The following is a 21,194-nucleotide window of genomic DNA, read 5'->3' as shown; positions in this document are numbered from 1 at the left end:
CCAGCCCACGAGAGCCGGCCGTCTTCGACCGCGATCAGGCGGCAGTGGAGAACCAGGACGGTTCGTTGCCGGCCGTCCATTTGATGTTGCAGCCGATCGAGGGAACCTGTTTTGCACCGGCAGTCTCGCCGCGAAGCACAGCATCGACGGCGGCGCGCAGGTCCGCGCCCGTCACATCCTTGCCGTTGCCCGGGCGGGCATCGTCGAACTGGCCGTGATAGGTCAGCTTACGATCGCGGTCATACAGGAAGAAGTCCGGCGTACAGGCTGCACCGTAAGCCGTGGCGACGCCCTGTGACGCGTCCTTGAGATAGGGGAAGCCGTAACCGTAGGTCTTCACCTCGGCGCCGACCCGCTCCAGTGTCTCTTCCGGATGAGCCTGCGCATCGTTGCTGTTGATGGCGACGACGGCGAGCCCCTGCCCGGCATAGTCACGTGCGAACTGCGCCAGCGCTTCGCGGATCAGCACGACAAAGGGGCAGCGGTTCGAGATGAAGGCGATCAGCAGCGCCGGGCTCTCCTTGAAATCCGCCAACGTATGGAGATGGCCGTCCGCGTCGGGCAGGATGAAGTCTGCCGCGCGGGTTCCGAGCGTGATGGGATTGGATTCGGTTTTGGGCATGGTATCCTCCTGGGCAGCCAACGAGAATATTAAGACATAAAATACATAGATTTTATAGATAAAAGAATCCCGCAAATCGCGCGACTTTAGATATTGTGGCGTGCGATGGGCCGGTTTCGAGGGTTTTTTTCGCGTAGCCGCACGGGGACTCGCGCGCCGGGGCCTTGAAGCGCCGAAACAAGACCCCGCATCGCTGCGCCGTCATCCCTTCCTGGACAGGCGCAGTTGTTGCCTGATCGCGCAGCGATCGCGTTGGTCAAATCTCCACAAAAAATAGGCCGTAGAGACAAGAATGGCGCTATGACATTGCCGCTTCGGCGTTTGCACAGGATTGCAAAAGGCGTATAGACCCGCCGTACATGTTATTCTGCTTTATCTTCCGCCTTGCACAGCGCGCCATTTTTCGCAGAAGCTGCTCACGGCCTTGCACATTCTGGCAAAAATGGTTCAAACCTGTGCAAAGCAGAACAGCGCGGGGAAGCAAGACTTGGTAATAACGAAGGCCAAACCAAAAAAATCCTCGGTCAGCGCCATCCGGGTGGCGGAGCTTGCCGGCGTTTCGCGTTCGGCGGTGTCGCGCACCTTCACCGATGGGGCGAGCGTCTCGCCGACAACACGGACCAAGGTGTTGGCGGCAGCGGAAAAGCTCGGCTACCACGTCAATCATCTAGCACGTGGGCTGATCCACCATCGCTCGGGCATCGTCTGCCTGATCGTCGCCGAGATGCAGGCGCCGTTCCAGGCCAACGTGGTCGAGACCACGACGCGCAAGCTCCAGGCGATCGGCAAGGTCGTGATGGTGCTGAACACGGCCGGCCAGCCTGAAAATGTCGAGGCGGCGCTGCGCCAGACGTTGAACTACCGCGCCGAGGCAACCGTCGTCGTTTCCGGTGCGCCGCCCGCCTCGCTGATCGAGACCTGCATCGAGAATGGCCAGCGCGTCATCCTCATCAACCGCGACGACGCCATCACCGGCCCGGAATTCGTGCTGGTCGAGAATGAAAACGCGGCGCGCGAGGCCTGCCTGTTGCTGCATCGGGCCGGCTGCCGGAACCTGGCCGTGGTCAGCTCCACCGCCGGCACGTCCAGCATCATAGCGCGCGAGCAGTCCTTCGTCGCCGCCGCTGCGGAACTGGGCCTGACGGCGCAGGTCAGCCGCGCCGGACCGACCGGTTATGCAACGGGCGCTGAAGGTGCGCGCCAACTGCTCGGCGCTTCGAACCGGCCGGACGGCGTGTTCTGCGTCACCGATCTCCTGGCGCTCGGCTTCATGGATGTGGCACGGCAGGAGTTCCGCCTCGCTATTCCGGAGGAACTCTGCGTCGTCGGCTTCGACGACATTCCGGAGGCGAGTTGGCTTGCCTACAACCTTACGACCTTCCGCCAGCCGATCGGCGCCATCGCCGATCATATCGCCAGCATCATCGAGAAGGACGAACCCGAACCGGCTCCCCTGAAACGCCTGCCGACTCAGGTCGCCTGGCGCAAGAGCGTGCGTCCCTAGAGCGGCGTGACTGCCAGATCCGTCCGGCTGAGCGAGAAGTCGCGGTTTGGGTGACGATGGAGATAGGCGCGCATCATGCGCAGGAGCGTGGCGAAGCGGGCCGCAAGGCTGTCGCCTTCAAGCGTCGGCGCTTGTGCCGAGAGGCGTCGGTAGAAGGCGAGCCGGTCGGGCGCGATATCCTCGTGGCTGAGTTCGCCGGCCTTGCGCAGCCTATACCAATCCTCGACCAGCGCCGCCAGCGGCAAGTCCGGGGCGTCACGGGCATCGAGGTCGAGATGCCGCATCAGGTCCGCCACCGAGGCGTCGGCCACGAAGTCCACCATGTCCTGCGGCCACTCGCGTGCGAGATATCGTCCATGCACGAGATTGACCAGGTGACGGCTGAGGAACTCACCGTGATCGGGCGCGAAACTTGCTGACGGATCGGGCGTGCCCGCCTTTCGCGCCTCGGCCTTGTAGGCGGCAAAGGCCGCATCGTGGCCGGACACTTGGCGCAAGGGTCGCGTACGGATCTCGATGCGATCGGCATGAAGGTCGACGATCTTGAGGCCCGGTCCATAGCCGACCGGTGAAGGGACAGCGATATTGGCAAAGCGCCCGCGCGCGGTTTCGTGGCAGGCGGTATCGTTGACGTGCAGGTGGCCGGAGAAATGGAGCGGTACACCCGTTGCCGCGAACGCATCGGCCACTGCGATGGTAGGCGCGCGACGGGCAAGGCCGGTCGCGCCGAACAGTGCGACCTCCTCGGTCGAGGCGCCGCCGAGTGGGTCGAGAGCCGGATAATGCGAGAAGGCAACGAGATGTTTGCCTCCTGCCTTCGCCCGCACCGCCACGTCCGTCATCCAGGCAAACAGATGGGCGCGGTGTTGCAGCACGGCCCGCCAGCCACCATCGGTCGGGTCGTGGAACTGCGCGGGATCGGCAAAATCACTTGCACCATCGCGCGGCACGCAGACATTGGCATCGATGGCGAGCACCCAGAGCCCTTCCACGGGCTCGACGAGATAGGAAGCGTCGATCATGCGGCAAGGCGTACCGCCATCCGGGCTCAGGGCGGTGTAGCTGCGCGCCGACCAGTCGGGATCGCTACCGAAGGGGCTTTCCCAGTGGAGATCGCCCTCCTCCGGCTCGAAGCCGAGACTGGACAGCATGGCGAGCGCTTCGCCCGTACCGAGCGTCGCGGCCTCGGGGCATTCCGCGCTCCTCACCATGACCGACGAACCGTCCGGCGCAAGGAAACTCTTGTCCTGCGGCCGGCCGGCCAGAGCGTAGAAATCGTGGTTACCGGGCGTCATCAGCACGCGGATGCCGTGACGCTCGCGGTATTCCTCGATGATCGACAGCGCCGCCAGGATGTTCGGTCGCTGGCCATCGTCGGTGAGGTCACCGACAAGCAGCACGACCGCCGCACAGGCCTCCACCGCGCAGTCGAGCGCGGCGCGGAAGGCCGGCACGCTCTCGTTGAAGATGCGGGTCGAGGCGGCGGTCTCGGCGAAGCTGCGCACGGCGCCTTCCAGGCCGAATCCTTCCGGCACCCAGGTGCAGTCGTGCACATGGGGATCGGCAATCACGGCAATACGGATCATGCGGAAACCTTCACCGGAGCGTCGGAGCGCGTGCGATCGGCTTCGACAATGCGCACCCAGCCCGCGGCACTCTCGGCGGCTGCAATCAGCATAGGCTTTGGCGTCTCATGCCATTCATCGCGGCGCAGTTCGCGCTTTTCCCGAACATGGTCGACGGCGGATGCAAGTGTCGGGAATTCCTTCGGGACCTGCAGGTGCAGCAGCAAGGCGGCGAGGATAACTGAACGGGAGCGCCCGGCACGGCAGTTCACCAGCACGTTGCCACGCTCGCGCATCGGGTAGCTCGGTTTCTCCGGCAGCACCTGCTGCAGCGCGCCGAGCAGCTGGTAGTAGCCAGCAAGGAACATAGTGTCGGGATTGCCCGGGCCATCGACGATGCCGAGCTTGTAGTAACGGATCGGCGCCGGGCCATAACCGACGCGGCTGTCGTGCGAGACTTCGTCGGGCGCGGCGACATAGTTGAAATCGAGGTTGACCGCGCAGTTCAGCACCGTGGAGATACCGTTTTCGCGCAGGAGCGGTACGTCCGACGCGCCCTCGCGACCGCCGACGAAGAGATCGACGCCGAAGCCCGGCAGGTTTTCATAGACGCGGCTGATCGGTGGGCGGTCATAGTGGCGGGAGGATTTTTCGGTCATGCGGTTCTCCGATGGTCTTCGTCTGCCGCGGCGAGCAGATCCGGCCCGGCAAGAAGGGGAATGCCTGTCGCATCCGACAGGGTTTTGGCGACGCCCGGCGCCGCGGCAAGCACCGGAGCACCCGCGACGAGGCCGCCCAGCGACAGGAACGGCCCCGTGACGCCACCGGCCTCATGCACGAGCAGCAGGCCAGCAAGGCAATCCCAGGAATTCATGTGCAGCTCCGCATAGCCGTCGCTGCGCCCGTCGGCAACATAGGCGAGGCCAAGCGCCCCGCAGGCGCCGCGCCGCACATTGCTGCCGGCTTCGAACAGGGCGTTGACGGCAGTGATGTAACGGGCGAGTGGACGGCGGTTCGACCAGCCCATCTCGAAGGAGGTGGCGGCGATGTCGGTGGTGGCGGAAACGCGGATCGGCTTGCCGTTGAGGCTCGCCCCCCGGCCGCGTCGCGCGAGATAGACCTCATTCAGCACCGGATTGACGATGGCACCGAGTTGCACCTCACCATTGGCGACGAAGGCGATGGCGACGCAGAAATGCGGGATGGCGCGGGCGAAGTTGGCGGTGCCGTCGATGGGATCGACCACCCAGGCCTGGACGCCCGGCTCGCCGCCGCCCTCCTCCCCAAGGAACCCGTCTTCGGGGAAGATATCAGCAATGCGGGCGCGAACATGGTTCTCCACCTGTCCGTCGGTCTCCGTCAGGTAGTCCTGCGGCCCCTTCATGCTAACCGCCTGTCCCGTCTGCCGCGCAAAACCGGCGCGGGCAAGCTTTGCCGCCTCCCGCACCAGGTCTGCGAGGAAGACCTCCCGGCGATCGATCGCCTCATCGCCAATGTTCATGCACGCAGTCCTTCCGTTTCCAAAATCCTGTTCATTCTCTGGCTCCGTTCAGCGGAAATTTCTTCGGCAATGGCAACCACCGTAGGGTGGTCCGCGCCGCGCCTAAGGGCGACATAGCCGGGCTGCATATGAGCCGGCGCATCCGCGGCACATTTGCCGAGCGTCAGCGGCAGGTAACGCCCGCCCGACCGTTGCAGGATGAGGCTCGCCGCCGTCACATCCCAGGGATTGACGCTGAAGCCGAGCGCCGCATCCGCCCAGCCCGCCGCCACATGGGCGATGGAGAGTGCCGCGCTGCCGGGCCGGCGCACCGTCGCCACGGTCTCGACCAGCCGGCCGAAGCGGCTGAGCGCGACATCCCGGCCGTCCAGCGCGAAATCCCGCGCCACGGGATAACCGGTGATCAGCGTCGCGTGCGGCTCGGCGGAGGCGTGCGCCGGCGCCAATGGCTGGTCGTTCAGCCAGGCGCCGGCGCCGGAGGCGGAGAAGATCGCCCCCGAAACCGGATCATGGATTGCCGCCGCGACGACTTTGTCATCGACGACCGCTCCAACCGAGGTGCACCAGAATGCGATGCCCGCGGCAAAATTCGATGTGCCGTCGATTGGATCGACGAACCATTTGACCTGCCCCGTGCCCGTCGTGCCGCCTTCTTCCCCCATGAAGGTGGAATCGGGCACCTCCCGAAAAATCAGGTCGCGGATCACGGCTTCTGCCCGCCGGTCGTGTACCGTCACGGGATCGTGACGGTCACGCTTATAGTCTACCGCCATGCCTTGCCGGAACGCCGCCAGAAGAGCGGGCGCGGGCAGAAGGGCGGCGGCGATGGCGGTACGAAGCAGTCGATCGGTCATCAGAAAACTCGCATCATGGGTGGACGGGCCGAGAGCCGGCCCGTCCGTCTTCGTTCAGCGCTTGTAGTGAATCCGCCAGAAATCCTGCCAGTCCTGGCGGCTGTCCCAGTCTTCCAGGCCCGTGGCGGGGTTGTAGGAGAGCATCGCGTCAAGGTGCTTGCCAATGCCGGACGGCTCGTCGGCCGGCAGGCCGACGGTACCATTGGAAGAAAGCTTGCCGTCGTCAGCCTGCGGTGCGATGCCCTCGGCGGTCATGGCATAACGCACGAAGAGCTTTGCCGTGTTCGGGCTGTCGCTGCCTTTCACGATGACGCCGACCGTCGCGTTGGAGAAGCCGATGATCGGATCTACCCCAGCACAAAGGCCGAGCGTAAAGCCCTTGCCGGCATTGTCGCGGAACTTGGCGGAGGAGACGAGGCCGACGAAGGGCTCGCTCTGACCGGGCGCGGCGATGGCTTCGGCTGCGGCGGAGTCGGAATCCGTCAGGAGCGGGCCGTTGGCGGCAAGAGCCGCGACAAAGGCTTCCGTCGCGCTGCCGAGATCGGTTTCCAGCTTCTTGCCGTACTGCTTCTCATAGGCGGCGGCGATCTTGTCGTCGATGCGGCTGCGCATCTGGTTGAACCAGTCGGTATAGGACGGCTTGCCGAGCGGGTCCTGCATCGAGACCTTGCCCTTCCACTCCGCCTCGGTGAGCTGCCAGATATTGGTGATCGGGCATTTGTCGTAGAGCTTGGTGTTGTAGGCGAGGATGTTGGGGCTCGAGACGATGAGCAACGGGTTCTGCGCTTCCGACGAAATGTCCTTGGCCAGATCCGGCGGCACCCAGTTTTCCACGAAACCGGCCGGCATCAGCTGGCCGATGACGGCCGACGGATCCGAGATGAAGGAGACGTCCGTCTGGATATTGCCCGACTGCGACTCGCGGATGATCGTTTCGAGCTGCGCCGTCGCCTTGGACTTCGCGCCCTCCGCCTTCAGGCCGTACTTGGCGTTGAAGGCCTCGACCATGTCGACGATCTTGCCGGTGCTGTCATAAACCGACAGCGGTGGCTCCTTCTTCGCCGCCTCGATGAGCGCGTCGAGGTTGAACTCCTCCGCCAACGCTCCGCTGCCCATCGCGGTCGCCAGCACGACACCTGCCAATAAACCGTATTTCCTCATGTTCTCCTCCTTCGAGATTGCGTCCCATCCGTCTCTTCCCATCGGATGCGACAAGGTTTCATTTGCCTTCTGTTCAGGCGGCACGCGCCAGCACATCGTCTGCCTCGGCAAGCCGGAGGCCTGCCGCGTCGAAGACATGCATGGCCGTCGGGCGCACATGCACCCACACCCGCTCCCCGCCGCGCAGCGCCGGGCTTTCCGTGGTGGTGGCAAACAGCGTGCGACCATCGACCTTGAGTTCGATGATCCAACTGCCACCGGTCGGCAGGATGCCCGTGACCTCGGCCGCATGGCGGAAGCTGCCGCCGAGAACAGCAGCCTCCGAGCGCGCGATCTGGAGGGCTTCCGGACGGAAACCCACCGAGCCGACCCCGGCGCTCTCGCCGAGACGACCGGCAAGCCAATGCGATGCGGCGCGGTCCAGCGCGTGGGCGGTCGCCGTTTCGAGAATGTTGATCGGCGGGCTGCCGACGAATTCGGCAACGAAGCGATTGGCCGGCCGGTCGTAGATGTCGTTTGGCGTGCCCAGTTGCTGGAGGCGGCCCTCGTTCATCACCGCAATCGAGGTGGCGAGCGTCATCGCCTCCCACTGGTCATGGGTAACGAAGACGATGGTGGTGCGGAACTCCGCGTGGATACGCTTCAACTCGGCCCGCATTTCGAGGCGCAGGCGCGCATCGAGGTTGGAAAGCGGCTCGTCGAGCAGCAGCACGCCCGGATTGACCGCCAGCATGCGGGCGAGCGCCACGCGCTGCTGCTGGCCACCGGACAGCTGCGAGGGATAACGATGGCGGTATTTCTCGATGTCGAGCGCCTTCATCACCTTCTCCACCCGCGCTTCGCGCTCGGCCTTCGGCACCTTGCGCAGGCGCAAGCCAAAGTCGGTGTTGCGCTCGATGGTGAGATGCGGCCAGAGCGCATAGGACTGGAAGACCAGGCCCATGCCGCGTTTTTCCGGACCGACAAAGGCGCCGCGTGCGGGGCTGTCGATCACCGTCTCGCCGACGCGGATTTCGCCGTCCGTCAGGTTTTCGAGGCCGGCGATCATGCGCAATGTCGTCGTCTTGCCGCAGCCGGAGGGGCCGAGCAGGCACATGAACTCGCCGTCGTGGATATGAAGATCAAGATCGCTGACGGCATTGGGCGAACCGCCGCCATAGGATTTCTGAACGTTGCTGAGAACGATATCGGGCATCAGGTTCCAAGTCCCTCGGCAAGGTTGGTGCGGGTCAGCCGCTGCGCAAGCACCGTGCCGCCATAGGCAAGGCCGGCGATGATCAGCACCACGGCGTTTGCGGCCTGGGTGTAGTTGTAGTCGACAAGGCGCAGCGAGAAGGTCGTCAGCACATCCGTGGCGGGCACGGCGAGGATGACGAAAAGACTGAGCCCCTTGATGCCCGAGATGAAGGGCAGGAGAATGCCGGTGACGAGCGAGCCCTTCTGGATCGGGATGACGATGGACGTCATGCGCCGGAACCAGCCCGCCCCGATGATCTGCGCTGCCTCTTCCGGCTCCTTGCCGAGCTGCATCATCGCAGAGATGCCGGCGCGGGATGCATAGGGCATCTGGTCCGCCATCAGCGCAAGGATGAGGATCAGCGTCGTGCCATAGAGGCCGGGAATAGGCCCACGCTGCACGGCGAAGAGCGAGAGATAGGCGGCGGCAAAGGCGATGCCCGGCACCAGATAGGGCATGAATGTCACCTGTCGCAGGAAGATCGCCAGCGGACGGATGGTGGTGCGCACCACGACATAGCCGGTGAGCACGCCAAGGATACCCGAGCAGATGGAGGCGATGCCGACGATCGAAATCGTGTTGAAGGCCGCCTGCCAGAGATCGGGGCTCAATAGGATACCGGTGCGCATGGCGACGGTCGGCAGGTCCTGGCCGATCCAGTAATCGAGCGTGAAGTTCGAGAGCGCAAAACTGCCCGGCTGATGCATGACGGTCGAGAGCGCAAGGGTCAGCAGCGGCAGGCCGACCGAGAGCATGAAGACGACGCCGGCGAATCCGGCGGCGGGCCAACGCAGGCCCTTCAGCCGCGACAGTCGGTTCATCGACCCCTTCGAGCCGACGGTGACGAAACGGCGCGCTTCGCGGGCTAGATAGGCATCGACCATGATGGCGAGCACGCCGATCAGCATGATCGCGCCGGCCAGCACGCCGGCCACGCCGGTCTGGCGCGAGCCGATGGAGCGGTAGAGCGAGGTTGCCAGCACGTCGAATTTCACCGGCAGGCCAAGCACATAAGGCACGCCGAACTCGCCGAGGCATTTCGCGAAGATGAGCAGTACGGCCGAAAGCAGTGCCGGACGCATCAGCGGCAATATGATCTGCACGGCGACGACCCAGCCGGGTGCGCCGAGAATGCGCGCGGAATCCTCCAGCTGGCTATCGAAGCGCCGCAGCGCCGAGCCGAAAAGCAGGATGACGAAGGGCGTGTAGTGAAGCGCGAGAATGATGGTGATCGGCACCTGGCCATAGGCGAGCCAGTCCGGCGGGGTCAGCCCGATCGCCTCGAACCAGCCCGGCTGGCCGCCGACGGTGCGGTTCTTGAAGAGCGTGCTCCAGGCAAGCGCGAAGGTCCAGGCCGGCAGCATATAGGGCACGATCAGTGCGGTCGCGAACCAGCGGCGGCCGAACATGTCGGTGCGGGCGATCAGCCAGGCAAGCACGCCGCCGACCGGAAGCGAGATGGCAATGGCACCAAAGGCCACTTTCAGCGTATTGAGAAGCGGTTCCCAGAAGAGATCGTGGGCGATCGGCGAGGCGAAGGCGCGGTAGAGATAGTAGGAGGTGAAGCCCCCCTCTCCGCCGCCCGTGCGCCGCTCGTCGCCGAACTGCACGGTCGCCGCATCCGCCAGAATAGACAGGATCGGCACGACGATGAGATAGGCAAAGAGCGCCGCCATCAGGACCGCGATCACCGTCGTCGGCTCGCGCAAAGCCAGCCGCAATCGATAGCGCCAGCGCGCGCCGCCAACGGGGGCCGGCGCCAAAAGCGCGTCAGACGAAGCCATGACGGCCGCCTCGTGCACTTTGAGTATACTTCGCAAAGCCGTGCAAGTGTTCCTCCCCTGCCGATTTTCATCGGCAACTGCACATTCCGCGCCGGAATTGCGAAAGTTTCCTCCCATTCGCAACATGGCAACATGTGCAGTCAATCATTCGCAGTCGGTGCTGTCAATACGATATTGCACAGCCGTGCAATGATTGTGGACATGAGGCGTGATCCGCTTCCGCGTCCGACATTTACGCACGATGAAGGCGACAGCGCGGAGATGGATTCCAGACGGATTATGCGCTGGCGAGCCTGTTACGACCCTTCGGCCACACACCGCGAACAGGCTGCATCTTTGTCTCCACCTTCCAAAGAAAGGGCGAGCCGTGGACGGAGATATCCACATGTAACGGAACATTCCCGGCCCGGACGGGTTTATGTTGCGTCGCAAAATAAATTCGACGGCAATGTTCGATCCCGAAACGCCCTCCTTCCTGCTGGCATTCCGCCTGCCCTCTCGTGAAGGTTTCCCGCAGCGTGATCGAAGTACCCGTCAGTCTGGTGTCGTAAATCATGAGTCGTCTTATCGTCGTTTCCAATCGCGTTCCCGTTCCTGACAAACGCGGAGCGGCCCCTGCCGGTGGCCTGGCGGTCGCCCTCCAATCCGCCCTCAAGACACGCGGAGGCTTATGGCTCGGCTGGTCCGGCCAATCCTGCGCCGAGGACGCGGTAGGCCCGCTCCGAACGATGAAGGATGGCAATATCGAATACGCGTTGACGGATCTGACCGAACGCGACGTCGAGGAGTACTACCAGGGCTTTGCCAACCGTGTGCTCTGGCCGATCTGCCACTACCGCTTGGATCTTGCCGAATATGGCAGGCGGGAAATGACCGGCTATTTCCGCGTGAACCGCTTCTTTGCAAGCCGTCTTCTGCCGTTGATCGAGGAAGACGACCTCATCTGGATCCACGACTATCATCTCATCCCGCTCGCAGCAGAACTGCGCCGACTGGGCGTGAAAAACCGCATCGGCTTCTTCCTGCACATCCCCTGGCCCTCCCCGGATGTGTTCCTCACCATGCCCGTGCACGACGAACTGCTGAACGGCCTCACGGCCTATGATGTGATCGGCTTCCAGACCGATCACGACCGGGAAAATTTCGCCGGTTGCCTCGCACGCCTCGGCATCGGGGACCGGCTGGACACGACCCGCTTCGTCGTGGGCGAGCGCACCTTCACCACGAAATCCTATCCGATCGGCATTGAGACAGCTGAATTTGCCAGCCTGGCAAAGCGGGCGTCGGAGACCACGCTGCACAAGCGCATGCTGCAGAGCCTCGACGGCAAGGAACTGATCATCGGCGTCGACCGGCTCGACTACTCCAAGGGCATCACCCAGCGCATCGATGCCTTCGAGACCTTCCTCACTCGGCACGAGGACAGCCAGCGCAAGGTGACGCTGCTGCAGATCACGCCGAAATCGCGCTCCGAGGTGCCGGAATACGAGGCCATGCAGCGCGCGGTGGCGGAGCAGGCCGGCCGGGTGAACGGCGCGCTTGGAACCGTGGACTGGGTGCCGATCCGCTACGTCAACCGATCCCTGCGCCGCCCCGCTTTGGCAGGTCTCTATCGCATGGCCAAGCTCGCGCTGGTGACGCCGCTGCGCGACGGCATGAACCTCGTCGCCAAGGAATACGTCGCGGCGCAGAGCGAGGACGACCCCGGCGTCCTCCTGCTCTCGCGTTTTGCCGGCGCCGCACAGGAGTTGAAGGATGCCGTGCTCGTCAATCCCTACGATGTCGAGGGCACGGCCGAGGCCATAGCGCGCAGTCTCGTCATGCCGTTACAGGAACGCCGCGAACGCTGGGAAAGCATGATGACCGTCCTGCGCGCCAACGACGTGTTTACCTGGTGCGACACGTTCCTCGAAGACCTTGCCGAAGGCGCAACGAAACAGAGCAGCTCTGTTCCGGCAGAGGCGCGCAGCAGGAACACCGCTTGACGGCGACAAACTGCACAATCCCTCGCGCCCCTTAGCTAAGCTTCCGACTCTCCCATGAGAGGATCGTCCTGGACAGCGGCGATCAGGAACTCCACCACCGTCCTTATGCGTAACGGCATGTTGCGGCGTGAGGAATAAACCACGTTGATCGGCAGCCGGGCCGGGCAGAGCCATGTTTCTTGGGCGTCTGCCAAGCCCTTGTCGGGCTTCGTAGTCGGCGGCCCCTTCACCTTTTGTTAGCCATCGCGTGGATACAACCGACACAACCATAGCCGGATGCATTTAACACTTTCGGATTGAGTGCTACGATCGGTGACGTAGCTGCCCAAGCAGCTCGCAATATTTAAAGACGATTACGCCATCCGTATTTGAATAGGAAAAATCATGGCCACTTTTACCGGCTCGAACGCCAGCGAAATATTATCTGACCTCATAATCGGCCCTATCCAAGGCATTGGCAACGATTTCGTTGATGCTTTGGGCGGTGACGACATCGCGATCGGCTGGTCCGGCGATGATGTCATCCGTGGCGGCTCCGGCGCAGACGTCATCATCGGTGGGTTGCTCAACGCTGCAGGCATAGTAACACCATCGGGCATTGACGCCGCCGACTACACGACCTCTGTTGACGGTGTGACCATCGATCTGTCGCTGACGGTCAGCCTTACTCTGCCGATGCTTGGTATCAACCTGCAGCTCGTCAGCGCATCACAGGGCTTCGGCGGCGACGCCCAGGGCGATTACCTGCAAGGTATAACCAATCTTATCGGCTCCAACACCGGCGGCGACAATCTCACCGGCACTGTGAGTGCCAATACGTTCAACGGCCAAGGTGGCAACGACGTGCTCAATGGCATGGGCGGCAATGACATATTGCTTGGCGGCGCTGGAGACGATTGGCTTATTGGCGGCGCAGGCGCCGATTCTCTGCAAGGAGGGGCGGGCCTCTTCGATACGGCGGACTATTCCACCTCCGTCGACGCGGTAACCATTAGCCTAATGTCCGGCACCGGTAGCGGCGGCGACGCCCAAGGCGACACGCTGACTGGCATAGAACGCCTGATCGGCTCAGCTGGCGACGACACGCTTGCCGGTTCGGCCGGCAACGACACCATCATCGGCGGTGCGGGAGCCGATGTTCTCGTCGGCAACGCCGGTATCGACACCGCCGACTATTCCGGTTCGTCGGCGGCGGTGAATGTCGACCTCGCCGCTGGCAGCGGGTCCGGCGGCGAGGCCCAGGGCGATACCCTGAGCAACATCGAGAACCTCATCGGCTCGGCCTTCAACGACACACTGACCGGCAGTTCCGCGGCGAACATTCTGTCCGGCGGCAACGGTGACGACGTGCTCCAGGGCGGGGCCGGGGCTGACACGCTTGATGGTGGCGCAGGTATCGACACGGTAAGCTATGCGGCGTCTTCGGCCGGTGTCACGATCGATCTTCGGCTGTTGGGGCCGCAAGTATCATCCGGTGACGCCAACGGCGACACGTTGACCGGCATAGAAATCATCAGGGGCTCCGTTTTCGCTGACATCATCACCGGTGACGCCAACGACAACATTTTCACCGATGGTGGGGTCGGCGCTGCCGACATTTTGACTGGAGGTGCCGGCAACGATACCTATTCGGTCTATAACGCCGGAACGGCAATCGTCGAAATTGGCGGTGAAGGCAATGACCGCGTCAGCGCCGGCGTGAACTATGTGCTCGCCAGCGGCGCCAGCGTCGAATATCTGAACACCACCTCCCTGCAGGGCACCCGTGCAACCAATCTGACCGGCAACGAACTGGCGCAGCTGGTGCGCGGCAATGACGGTGGCAACGTGATCGATGGCGGTGGCGGCAACGACACGCTGTGGGGAATGGGGGGGGCGGACACGTTCCTGTTCTCGAGCGCGCTGGGCTCCGGCGGTGTCGCCCGCATCGGCGATTTCAACGTCGCCGATGACCAGATCCAGCTCGACAGCGCGATCTTTTCAGCGCTCGATCTCGGGGGGTTGGATGCGTCGGCGTTCAAGGACAATGCCAGCGCGCCACGCGATGCAGACGATTTCATCATCTACAACTCGAACACCGGTTCGCTGTTCTATGACGCCGATGGCGGCGGTTCGGCGTTCAGGGCTGTCAAGTTTGCGTCGCTGTCGGCCGGCCTCAACCTCAGCGCTGCGGATTTCCTGGTGATCTGATCGGAGCAGAAGGGCCTTCAGGTCGTCTTCCGGCAGGACAAGGGGCCTGGATTTGTGGTGGCGTTCTCTGTTGGTTTCTTGGGCGTCACCGACCGGCAGAAGGCCGCACCGTCGATGACGATGTGGGAACTGAGCCGCTTTCGCGAGTTCTTGCTCAGAAGCCGCCGAAGACGTCTTTCAATTGCGCAACGTTTTCCGGAGAAAGCATCCGCACCGGCACACCGCGCAGGAGAACCAGCAGTTTTGCTGTTTCTTCGAGCTCCTCCGCGGCAAAGACCGCAGAGATAACATCTTTACCCGTGACGACCGGCCCGTGATTTGCGAGCAGCGCGGCAGCGTAGCATCCCCCAAGGTTACGGATCATATCGCCCATCCGTTCGTCGCCCGGTTTGACATAGGGCAGCAGCTTCACCACGCCGACACGCATGACGACGTAGGGCGTCAGCGGCGGAATGCAGTCGTCCGGGTCGATATCCGAAAGGCAGGAAAGAGCCGTCGCGAACGTCGAATGGAGATGGACCACGGCCCCCGTCTGCGGGCGTGTTTCATAGAAAGCCCGGTGCAGGAAGATTTCCTTGGATGGCCTGTCGCCAGAAACATGGTTACCGCTGCGATCGAGCTTCGAGATCCGCGCCGGATCCAGGAAACCGAGGCATGAATTCGTCGGGGTTATCAGGATCCCGTCTTCGACCGCGGCGCTGATATTGCCGGCGGACCCCACTGAAAAGCCACGATCGAAGAGCGACTTCGACAAGCGGGCGATATCGTCGCGTATCCTGTTTTCCAGACTCATCTGCCCGCGAGCCTTTTCACTGCGTTGATGAAGAAATCAGGCGCGCCAAAATTGCCGGACTTCAGGGCGAGCGCGATAGGACATTCCCCGCCCGACAGGAGCACGGGCACACCGGGATCGATTTCGGCCCCGATCGTGAGTGCACCAAGATCGAGCGCCGAAACGACGGCGCCCGACGTTTCGCCACCTGCGACGACGAGCCGGCGAATACCCGCTCGCACCAGTTGCTGGGCGATCTGCGCGAACAGGTCATCGAGCGCTTTGGCAACCTTCTCTCGCCCGAAGCGCACCTGGATCGCCTGGACCGCGTCGGGTGTGCAGGAAGAATAGGCCAGCGGCGCCCGCCCCTGGTTCGCGAGCAGGAAGGATGTCACGTCCTTGGTCGTGATCGATCCGTCCATGACGGCGTCGACGTCGATGGCGAAAGTCGGATGGTTCCTGCGATGAACTTCGATCTGTTCGCGCGTTGCCCCGGAGCAGCTTCCTGCGAGAACAGCTTCCGGTCCCTCGACGCCGATCGCCGCCGCGCCTGTACCGACGGCAAGGCCGTGTTCAACGAAGTTCGCGGCAAGGCCGATCGCGATACCCGAGCCGCCCGTGACAAGACGGTGCGATACCACCGCGCGGCCGATCGCGACAAGGTCGTCATCCGTTATCGCATCGACGATGACGAGAGTGCGGTTCCGAGCAGCGTCTTCCTGCAAGGCTGCTTCGATTTCAGCCGGACCTTGTCGAACGACCCCGATATCGACATGGCCGACGTCGGCTGTCGTCTGGAGCCGAAGCCAGCGCCGGATGTCTGCATCCGTCATCGGGTTGAGCGGATGGTTTTGCAGGCCGGATTCGTTGAGCGACCGGTCCTTCACGAAGAGGTGGCCCTGATACACGGTGCGACCCGCGCCGGGGAAGGCAGGGCAGGCAACCACGCCCTTGACGTCCAGCGCCTCGGCCAGTGCCTCGGCGACGGGACCGATATTGCCGGCGGATGTGGAATCGAAGGTCGAGCAGTATTTGAAGACGATCTGCCGGCAACCCTGTTCGAGGAGCCAGCGGAGGGCGGCGAGCGACTGTTCGACGGCCGCCGCCGCTTCGATCGACCGGCTCTTCAGCGCGATAACACCGGCCTCGACGTCCGGAGCCGCCATTCCATCCGGAATGCCGAGATATTGCACGGTGCGAAGACCGCCCTGCCCCGGCCGGCCCTTTGCAAGGGTATTCGCAATATCACTCGCTCCGGTAAAACCGTCTGCAATGACGCCAAGCAGCATCGAATAGTACTCCCGAAATCAGACCGCACCGATAAGGCGCTTGAGTTTGTCGATAGCGGCGTCTGGGCTCGACAGGACTGGAATGTCCGTCGCCGCCCGTACGGCCGGCACGGCACGCGCCATGGAGAAATGCGCAAGCACGATGCTGTCGAAGCCAGTAAGGCGAGCCGCCGCTTCGGCGACCAGGCGATTGTGCGTCTCCGTATCTCCGGCCCGAACCGCCTCGATCGCGCCCTCTATGAAGACGCCTTCCATCGTGGCCGTAGGGTCGAGCCTTGCGGCCTCTTCTGCAAACTCGGCTTCCATACCCTCGCGCGCCGGCGGGAAAGTGTAGAGCATGGCCGTGCGTCCGCCCCTGCGGATCGCGGCCTCGAACATTGCCTCGTTCGGCTTCAGCACCGGAATATCGACGCTCGCCGCTGCCTGCTCGATGGCCCGCCCGAAGGCCGAGCAGGTGAACAATACGGCGTCACTGCCAATCTGCCATGCATAGTGTGTCAGCGCCGCGATGCGGGCCGCCAACGCCTCGGTAATGTCGCTGCTTCTTGCCCGGTCGGGTGACAGGCTGTCTTCGAGCAGGTTGACGACATCCGCATGCGGCCAAGCCGCTGCGAAGGCCAGCTTGATGGGCTCCATGGCGATCGGTGCCGCATGGATGAGGGTGATCCGTGGCGATTTCGACATGTGATTTCCTTTGATGGCAGCGGCCGCTGGAAGATGTAGCGGCCACCATAGACGGCTAGCTATTGCTGGCTGGCCGAAAACACCCAGACGCTTTCCGAGGGTATGCGGGCCCAGACCGTTCCAGACGAAAGCTGTTTGGCGCCGTGTGCCCTGGCGACGAAATCGCCGCGGCGAAGACGGTATTCCCAGCGGTCGCCGAGATAGATACTGTCGTCGAGATTCATCTCGATGCCGCCAGCCTCGGGCCGGTCGTTGACGCTGATCTGCTCAACGCGGATGACCGCCCGGACGTCCTGCCCGACACTCAACCCCGCCGCTTCGCGTACCGAGCCGTCGAGGCTCCAGCTTTCGCCGCCAATGACGGCCGCCTTGCCCTCGACGGTCTTCACCTTGGCCTTGACGATGTTGTTGGCGCCCAGAAAATCTGCCGAATAGAAACTGTTCGGATTGGAGTAGATTTCCTGCGGACCTCCCTGCTGGACAATGCGGCCGTCCTGCAGGAGGAGAATGTTGTCGGCAGCCGCGAGCGCTTCGCTCTGGTCGTGCGTGACCAAGATGGCGCAGATTTCGAGGTCGAGTATCAGTTTGCGGATCCAGTAGCGCGCTTCCTCGCGCAGCTTCGCATCGAGGTTGGACAGCGGTTCATCCAGCAGCAAAACACGCGGCTCATAGACCAGCGCCCGGCAGATTGCGACGCGCTGCTGCTGGCCGCCCGAAAGCTGCGAGGGGAAGCGATCGGCAAGATGGCCAAGCCCCATGCGATCAAGGATGGCCTGCACGCGTTTCTCGATGTCGGCTTGCGCGACGTTGCGCAGCTTCAAGCCGTAGCCGACATTCTCCTTGACGGTGCGGTGCGGCCAGAGCGCATAGGACTGGAAGACGAGACCGATATTACGCTGCTCGGGCGGCAGGGCGAGTTTCTTGTCGCCGTCGAGCACGGTCTTGCTACCGATGATTATCTGGCCGATTTCCGGCTGTTCTAGGCCGGCGATGCAGCGAAGAAGGGTTGTCTTGCCGCTGCCCGAGGCGCCGAGCAAGGCGACGATGGAGCCGCGTTGCGCGGTAAACGAAGCGCCCTTCAGGATCTGCAAGCCGCCCAGCCACTTCTGGACATTGCTGACAACGAGTTCAGTCATGGATTTTTGCTCCCAAACGGAGGGCGAGTGCGAGGCCTGCGCCCGTCAAGACGATGCTGATGAGGGAAAGGGCGGCGATCGTGTTCATGGCGCCGGTCTGCAGAAGCGAAACCATCAGCGAACCGATCACTTCCGTGCCCGCACTCATGAGGTAGACGCCTGTCGCATATTCGCGAAGGAAGATGATCATGATGAGCGCCCAGGCACCGGCAAGGCCGGGCCGAACGATCGGGATTACCACGTCCATCCAGGTCCGGCCGATCGTAGCGCCGGTTGTGCGCGCGGATTCCTCGAGTTCCGGTGCGACCTGGATGAGCGTGCCCTGAAGGAGGCGCAGGCCATAGGAGAGGCCGACGACGACATAGGCGATGAAAAGACTGACCAGCGTCGGGCGCAGCGGCGTCAACAGCGGCACGAAGAGGAAGACCCAGAAGAACGCAAGGCCGATGACAAGGCCCGGCAAAGCGCGTGGCAGGAGCACGAGATAGTCGAGCACGGTGTTCGACAGGCCCCAGTTGCGATGTCCCGCAAGACCGACCATCAGGTAGATGCCGACCGCGACGGCGCCGCCGACGACGGAGAGAAGCACCGTGTTGGTAATACCGCGCACAAGGCTCGGGACTTCCAGCATACGATCGAAATTGGAGAGCGTAAGATGATCCCACAGATTGACGCCCTCGCCCCAGGCATCCACGAAGGCACGCACCGTAATGCCGCCAATCGGCAGGACGACCGAGGCGAACAGCCAGAATCCGATGATCGATAGCGCGATGACCTGGCCGCTCGTGCCGAGCTTCAAAGTGGAGACACGCGCACCCTTGCCACCCATCGCGGCATATTTGCGGGTATTGCGCAACAGTCGGCGCTAGTGAGCTTGTAGATATAGGTGGTGAGCACCATGATGCCGTTCGGATCGCCAAGCACCAGCGGAATGCCGAAGGTCTCGAAACCGAGCAGGATGTTGAGCGCGGCGGCGAAGATCAGCGCTGGCAGCACCATGGGCAGTGTGACATCGCGCGAGACCTGCCAGATGGAAGCGCCGGTGGTGCGGGCCGCCTCCTCGAGATCCGACGGCAGGTTGCGCATGGCCGAGGAGACATAGAGATAGACGTGCGGCACATGGCTGAGGCCGGCAATCAGGATCATGCCCGGCAGGCTGTAGATGTTCCCGGGCACGATCCCGATCATATCGCGGATGAAGAGCGAAACGAAACCGGTTGGGCCCACAGAGACCGTATAGCCGAAGGCGAGCACGATGGATGAAATGAACATCGGCACGAGCACGAGGATTTCGAGCAGGCGCTTTGCCTTGATATCCGTGCGTGTGATCAGGAAGGCAAGCAGGCCGCCTAGCGGCACGGCAATCGACACCATACCGAAGGAGAAGACCGCAGTCGTACCGAGCGCCTTGTAAAAATTCTTGTCGGTGAAGACGTATCCGTATGCATCGAACCCGAACCGCGCACGCGGGCTGAAGAACGCCGCCGTCAGGAAACTCTGGTAGATGATCAGGCCGACGGGTGCCAGCACGGCGAGTGCGAGCAGACCAATGACGATGCGCCGGTAGGCAGTCGCATTGCCGTGCCGCGGCATCTTCGCCGGATACTTCTTTTCGGCCGCGGCTTTCGTCAACGGGACTGCAGCCGGCGCTTGGATGGGGGTGGACATTCTATGCCTCTCGCAAAACGTGGCGGGGTCGCGGCGCTGGCGCGCCGCGACCGGCTAAGCATCAGCGGCCGAGGGCGGCTTTCCAGTCGTCGAAAAACTGCACGCGCTTCGTCGGCTCCATGTATTCGAGCACGCCTTCGTCCACGGTGATCGGCTTCAGGCCGCCGCCGACACGCTCGTTTAGCGTCTTGATATTGAGACCGGCGGTCACGTCCTCGCGCACCGACGGCAGCCCGCCTTCCGCGAGAAGCGACTGGCCCTCGCTTGACAGCATGAAATCGACGAAGAGCCTGGCGGCGTTCGAATGCGGAGCATCCTTGGTGATCAGCGCGAGGCGCGAGAAGGCCGGCGTATAGTCGGCGGCGAAATGTACGCCGAGGTTCGGGCTTTCCTTCACCCAATCCAGCGCATAGGAGCCGATAATGTTGATGGCGATGACGTTTTCGCCCGAAACCACCGTTTCCTTCATGCCGCCGGAGCTTGAATAGATTTTTGCACCGTCCTCGCCCATGGCCTTGGCGAGGTCCCAGAAGTCGGGTCGGTTGCGGGCATCGTTGGAGTGATGCAGGAAGCCAGAGCCGCTCTTTTCAGGATCGAAGGTCGCCACCTTGCCCTGAAGCTCGGTCTTGTTGTCCTTGAGGAAGCTGATCAGCTCCGCATAGGTCTTCGGCAATTTGTCTTCCGACAGCGCCTTGGTGTTGTAGATCATGCCGATCGGCTCGACGGTCGTGCCGAACAGCATGTTCTTGTAGTTCGCCCAAGCCGGGAGACTGGCCGCTTCCGGGGTGGCATAATCGGCAGCATAGCCTTCCTGGACCAACGTCATCTGAAGGTCCATGGCCGAGCTCCAGACAATGTCCGCCGTCGTCTGGCCGGCAGCGGCTTCCGAGATCACCTGATTGTAGGAGCCGTTCGTACCCAGGTCATTGTAGGCGATCTTGATGCCGTACTTCTTGGTGAAGGCATCCTGCAGTTTCTGCGACTGGGCGGCGTCGGTCGAGGTATAGACCGAGACTGTTCCCTCCTCCTTCGCCGCGGCAATGATGCCAGCGTAGTCGGCCGGATAGCCGGCGGGTACTTCCTGTGCGAATGCGGATGCGCCGAAGGCCGTCATGAACGCCGTGCTGACGGCGAAGACGGCCGTGCGGGCGGATACATTGCTATTCATCATCTCTTCTCCCAAAAGATAGGCCCGCACTCCAAAGCGAGCGCAAGCAGCCACGCGAGGGCCACTCCCTGCCC

16 protein-coding genes and 1 pseudogene are annotated in these 21,194 nt (G+C 63.0%); 3 read left to right on the top strand and 14 right to left on the bottom strand.

Features of this window, described 5'->3' with window-relative positions; translation table 11 throughout:
• Positions 1–34 precede the first annotated feature (34 nt).
• Entirely contained in the window at positions 35–622 is a 588-nt protein-coding gene (locus BSY16_RS26055) for a thioredoxin family protein (protein WP_069062696.1), read from the bottom strand.
• A gap of 487 nt (positions 623–1,109) precedes the next feature.
• Here BSY16_RS26055 and BSY16_RS26050 point away from each other — a divergent pair, with 487 nt between their 5' ends.
• Complete coding sequence (locus BSY16_RS26050) at positions 1,110–2,126, top strand: LacI family DNA-binding transcriptional regulator (protein WP_286157344.1); 1,017 nt, start codon at positions 1,110–1,112, stop codon at positions 2,124–2,126.
• Here the strand turns inward: BSY16_RS26050 and BSY16_RS26045 are convergent.
• From BSY16_RS26045 to BSY16_RS26015, 7 genes are all read right to left on the bottom strand, one after another.
• On the bottom strand, positions 2,123–3,712 hold the full coding sequence (locus tag BSY16_RS26045) for a metallophosphoesterase family protein (protein WP_069062695.1): 1,590 nt from the start codon (positions 3,710–3,712) through the stop codon (positions 2,123–2,125). The genes BSY16_RS26050 and BSY16_RS26045 overlap by 4 nt on opposite strands.
• Complete coding sequence (locus tag BSY16_RS26040; protein WP_069062694.1) at positions 3,709–4,350, bottom strand: dual specificity protein phosphatase family protein; 642 nt, start codon at positions 4,348–4,350, stop codon at positions 3,709–3,711. Before BSY16_RS26040 ends, BSY16_RS26045 begins: the two co-directional genes overlap by 4 nt.
• Positions 4,347–5,192 carry an inositol monophosphatase family protein gene (locus BSY16_RS26035; protein ID WP_069062693.1) on the bottom strand — a complete coding sequence of 282 codons (846 nt, stop codon included), beginning with the start codon at positions 5,190–5,192 and terminating at the stop codon, positions 4,347–4,349. Before BSY16_RS26035 ends, BSY16_RS26040 begins: the two co-directional genes overlap by 4 nt.
• A complete protein-coding gene (locus tag BSY16_RS26030; protein ID WP_069062692.1) occupies positions 5,189–6,046 on the bottom strand; it encodes an inositol monophosphatase family protein in 858 nt (285 codons plus the stop codon). The genes BSY16_RS26035 and BSY16_RS26030 overlap by 4 nt, the downstream gene beginning before the upstream one ends.
• A 54-nt stretch (positions 6,047–6,100) precedes the next feature.
• Positions 6,101–7,207, bottom strand: coding sequence for an ABC transporter substrate-binding protein (locus tag BSY16_RS26025; RefSeq protein ID WP_069063706.1), 1,107 nt, complete (start codon positions 7,205–7,207; stop codon positions 6,101–6,103).
• Between the two features lie 73 nt (positions 7,208–7,280).
• Positions 7,281–8,402, bottom strand: coding sequence for an ABC transporter ATP-binding protein (locus tag BSY16_RS26020; RefSeq protein WP_069062691.1), 1,122 nt, complete (start codon positions 8,400–8,402; stop codon positions 7,281–7,283).
• A complete protein-coding gene (locus BSY16_RS26015) occupies positions 8,402–10,228 on the bottom strand; it encodes an ABC transporter permease (RefSeq protein ID WP_069063705.1) in 1,827 nt (608 codons plus the stop codon). The genes BSY16_RS26020 and BSY16_RS26015 overlap by 1 nt, the downstream gene beginning before the upstream one ends.
• Before the next feature lie 554 nt (positions 10,229–10,782).
• Between BSY16_RS26015 and otsA the strand changes: the two genes are divergently transcribed.
• Together otsA and BSY16_RS26000 are read left to right on the top strand one after the other, a co-directional pair.
• Positions 10,783–12,213 carry an alpha,alpha-trehalose-phosphate synthase (UDP-forming) gene (gene otsA, locus BSY16_RS26005; protein WP_069062689.1) on the top strand — a complete coding sequence of 477 codons (1,431 nt, stop codon included), beginning with the start codon at positions 10,783–10,785 and terminating at the stop codon, positions 12,211–12,213.
• A 384-nt stretch (positions 12,214–12,597) separates the two neighbouring features.
• A complete protein-coding gene (locus BSY16_RS26000; RefSeq protein WP_069062688.1) occupies positions 12,598–14,403 on the top strand; it encodes a calcium-binding protein in 1,806 nt (601 codons plus the stop codon).
• A gap of 154 nt (positions 14,404–14,557) precedes the next feature.
• On the opposite strand, the gene otnC is transcribed toward BSY16_RS26000, so the two are convergent.
• The 6 genes and pseudogenes from otnC to BSY16_RS25970 all read right to left on the bottom strand — a co-directional run bounded on the left by otnC (position 14,558) and on the right by BSY16_RS25970 (position 21,120).
• Positions 14,558–15,196 carry a 3-oxo-tetronate 4-phosphate decarboxylase gene (gene otnC / locus BSY16_RS25995; protein ID WP_069062687.1) on the bottom strand — a complete coding sequence of 213 codons (639 nt, stop codon included), beginning with the start codon at positions 15,194–15,196 and terminating at the stop codon, positions 14,558–14,560.
• Positions 15,193–16,464 (bottom strand): 3-oxo-tetronate kinase, encoded by a 1,272-nt coding sequence (gene otnK, locus BSY16_RS25990; protein ID WP_069062686.1) that lies wholly within the window; start codon positions 16,462–16,464, stop codon positions 15,193–15,195. The genes otnC and otnK overlap by 4 nt, the downstream gene beginning before the upstream one ends.
• An 18-nt stretch (positions 16,465–16,482) precedes the next feature.
• Positions 16,483–17,148: an aspartate/glutamate racemase family protein gene (locus tag BSY16_RS25985; RefSeq protein WP_069062685.1), complete on the bottom strand. Its 666-nt coding sequence runs from the start codon at positions 17,146–17,148 to the stop codon at positions 16,483–16,485.
• 59 nt (positions 17,149–17,207) lie between these two features.
• Complete coding sequence (locus tag BSY16_RS25980) at positions 17,208–18,284, bottom strand: ABC transporter ATP-binding protein (RefSeq protein ID WP_069062684.1); 1,077 nt, start codon at positions 18,282–18,284, stop codon at positions 17,208–17,210.
• Positions 18,277–19,952 (bottom strand): annotated as a pseudogene (locus tag BSY16_RS25975) (ABC transporter permease). The gene BSY16_RS25980 and the pseudogene BSY16_RS25975 overlap by 8 nt, the downstream one beginning before the upstream one ends.
• Before the next feature lie 61 nt (positions 19,953–20,013).
• A complete protein-coding gene (locus tag BSY16_RS25970; RefSeq protein WP_069063704.1) occupies positions 20,014–21,120 on the bottom strand; it encodes an ABC transporter substrate-binding protein in 1,107 nt (368 codons plus the stop codon).
• Positions 21,121–21,194: the final 74 nt, after the last annotated feature.

The sequence above is a fragment of the Sinorhizobium sp. RAC02 genome, from assembly GCF_001713395.1.
Lineage (GTDB): Bacteria > Pseudomonadota > Alphaproteobacteria > Rhizobiales > Rhizobiaceae > Shinella.
Note: the sequence above shows the minus strand (reverse complement) of the source record. Positions and strands in the feature narration are given on the sequence as shown.

What these genes read in the sequence shown, in the direction of transcription:
- BSY16_RS26055 (WP_069062696.1), bottom strand. Translation starts at nt 622, where the DNA reads ATGCCCAAAACCGAATCCAATCCCATCACGCTCGGAACCCGCGCGGCA.
- BSY16_RS26045 (WP_069062695.1), bottom strand. Translation starts at nt 3,712, where the DNA reads ATGATCCGTATTGCCGTGATTGCCGATCCCCATGTGCACGACTGCACC.
- BSY16_RS26040 (WP_069062694.1), bottom strand. Translation starts at nt 4,350, where the DNA reads ATGACCGAAAAATCCTCCCGCCACTATGACCGCCCACCGATCAGCCGC.
- BSY16_RS26035 (WP_069062693.1), bottom strand. Translation starts at nt 5,192, where the DNA reads ATGAACATTGGCGATGAGGCGATCGATCGCCGGGAGGTCTTCCTCGCA.
- BSY16_RS26030 (WP_069062692.1), bottom strand. Translation starts at nt 6,046, where the DNA reads ATGACCGATCGACTGCTTCGTACCGCCATCGCCGCCGCCCTTCTGCCC.
- BSY16_RS26025 (WP_069063706.1), bottom strand. Translation starts at nt 7,207, where the DNA reads ATGAGGAAATACGGTTTATTGGCAGGTGTCGTGCTGGCGACCGCGATG.
- BSY16_RS26020 (WP_069062691.1), bottom strand. Translation starts at nt 8,402, where the DNA reads ATGCCCGATATCGTTCTCAGCAACGTTCAGAAATCCTATGGCGGCGGT.
- BSY16_RS26015 (WP_069063705.1), bottom strand. Translation starts at nt 10,228, where the DNA reads ATGGCTTCGTCTGACGCGCTTTTGGCGCCGGCCCCCGTTGGCGGCGCG.
- otsA (WP_069062689.1), top strand. Translation starts at nt 10,783, where the DNA reads ATGAGTCGTCTTATCGTCGTTTCCAATCGCGTTCCCGTTCCTGACAAA.
- BSY16_RS26000 (WP_069062688.1), top strand. Translation starts at nt 12,598, where the DNA reads ATGGCCACTTTTACCGGCTCGAACGCCAGCGAAATATTATCTGACCTC.
- otnC (WP_069062687.1), bottom strand. Translation starts at nt 15,196, where the DNA reads ATGAGTCTGGAAAACAGGATACGCGACGATATCGCCCGCTTGTCGAAG.
- otnK (WP_069062686.1), bottom strand. Translation starts at nt 16,464, where the DNA reads ATGCTGCTTGGCGTCATTGCAGACGGTTTTACCGGAGCGAGTGATATT.
- BSY16_RS25985 (WP_069062685.1), bottom strand. Translation starts at nt 17,148, where the DNA reads ATGTCGAAATCGCCACGGATCACCCTCATCCATGCGGCACCGATCGCC.
- BSY16_RS25980 (WP_069062684.1), bottom strand. Translation starts at nt 18,284, where the DNA reads ATGACTGAACTCGTTGTCAGCAATGTCCAGAAGTGGCTGGGCGGCTTG.
- BSY16_RS25970 (WP_069063704.1), bottom strand. Translation starts at nt 21,120, where the DNA reads ATGAATAGCAATGTATCCGCCCGCACGGCCGTCTTCGCCGTCAGCACG.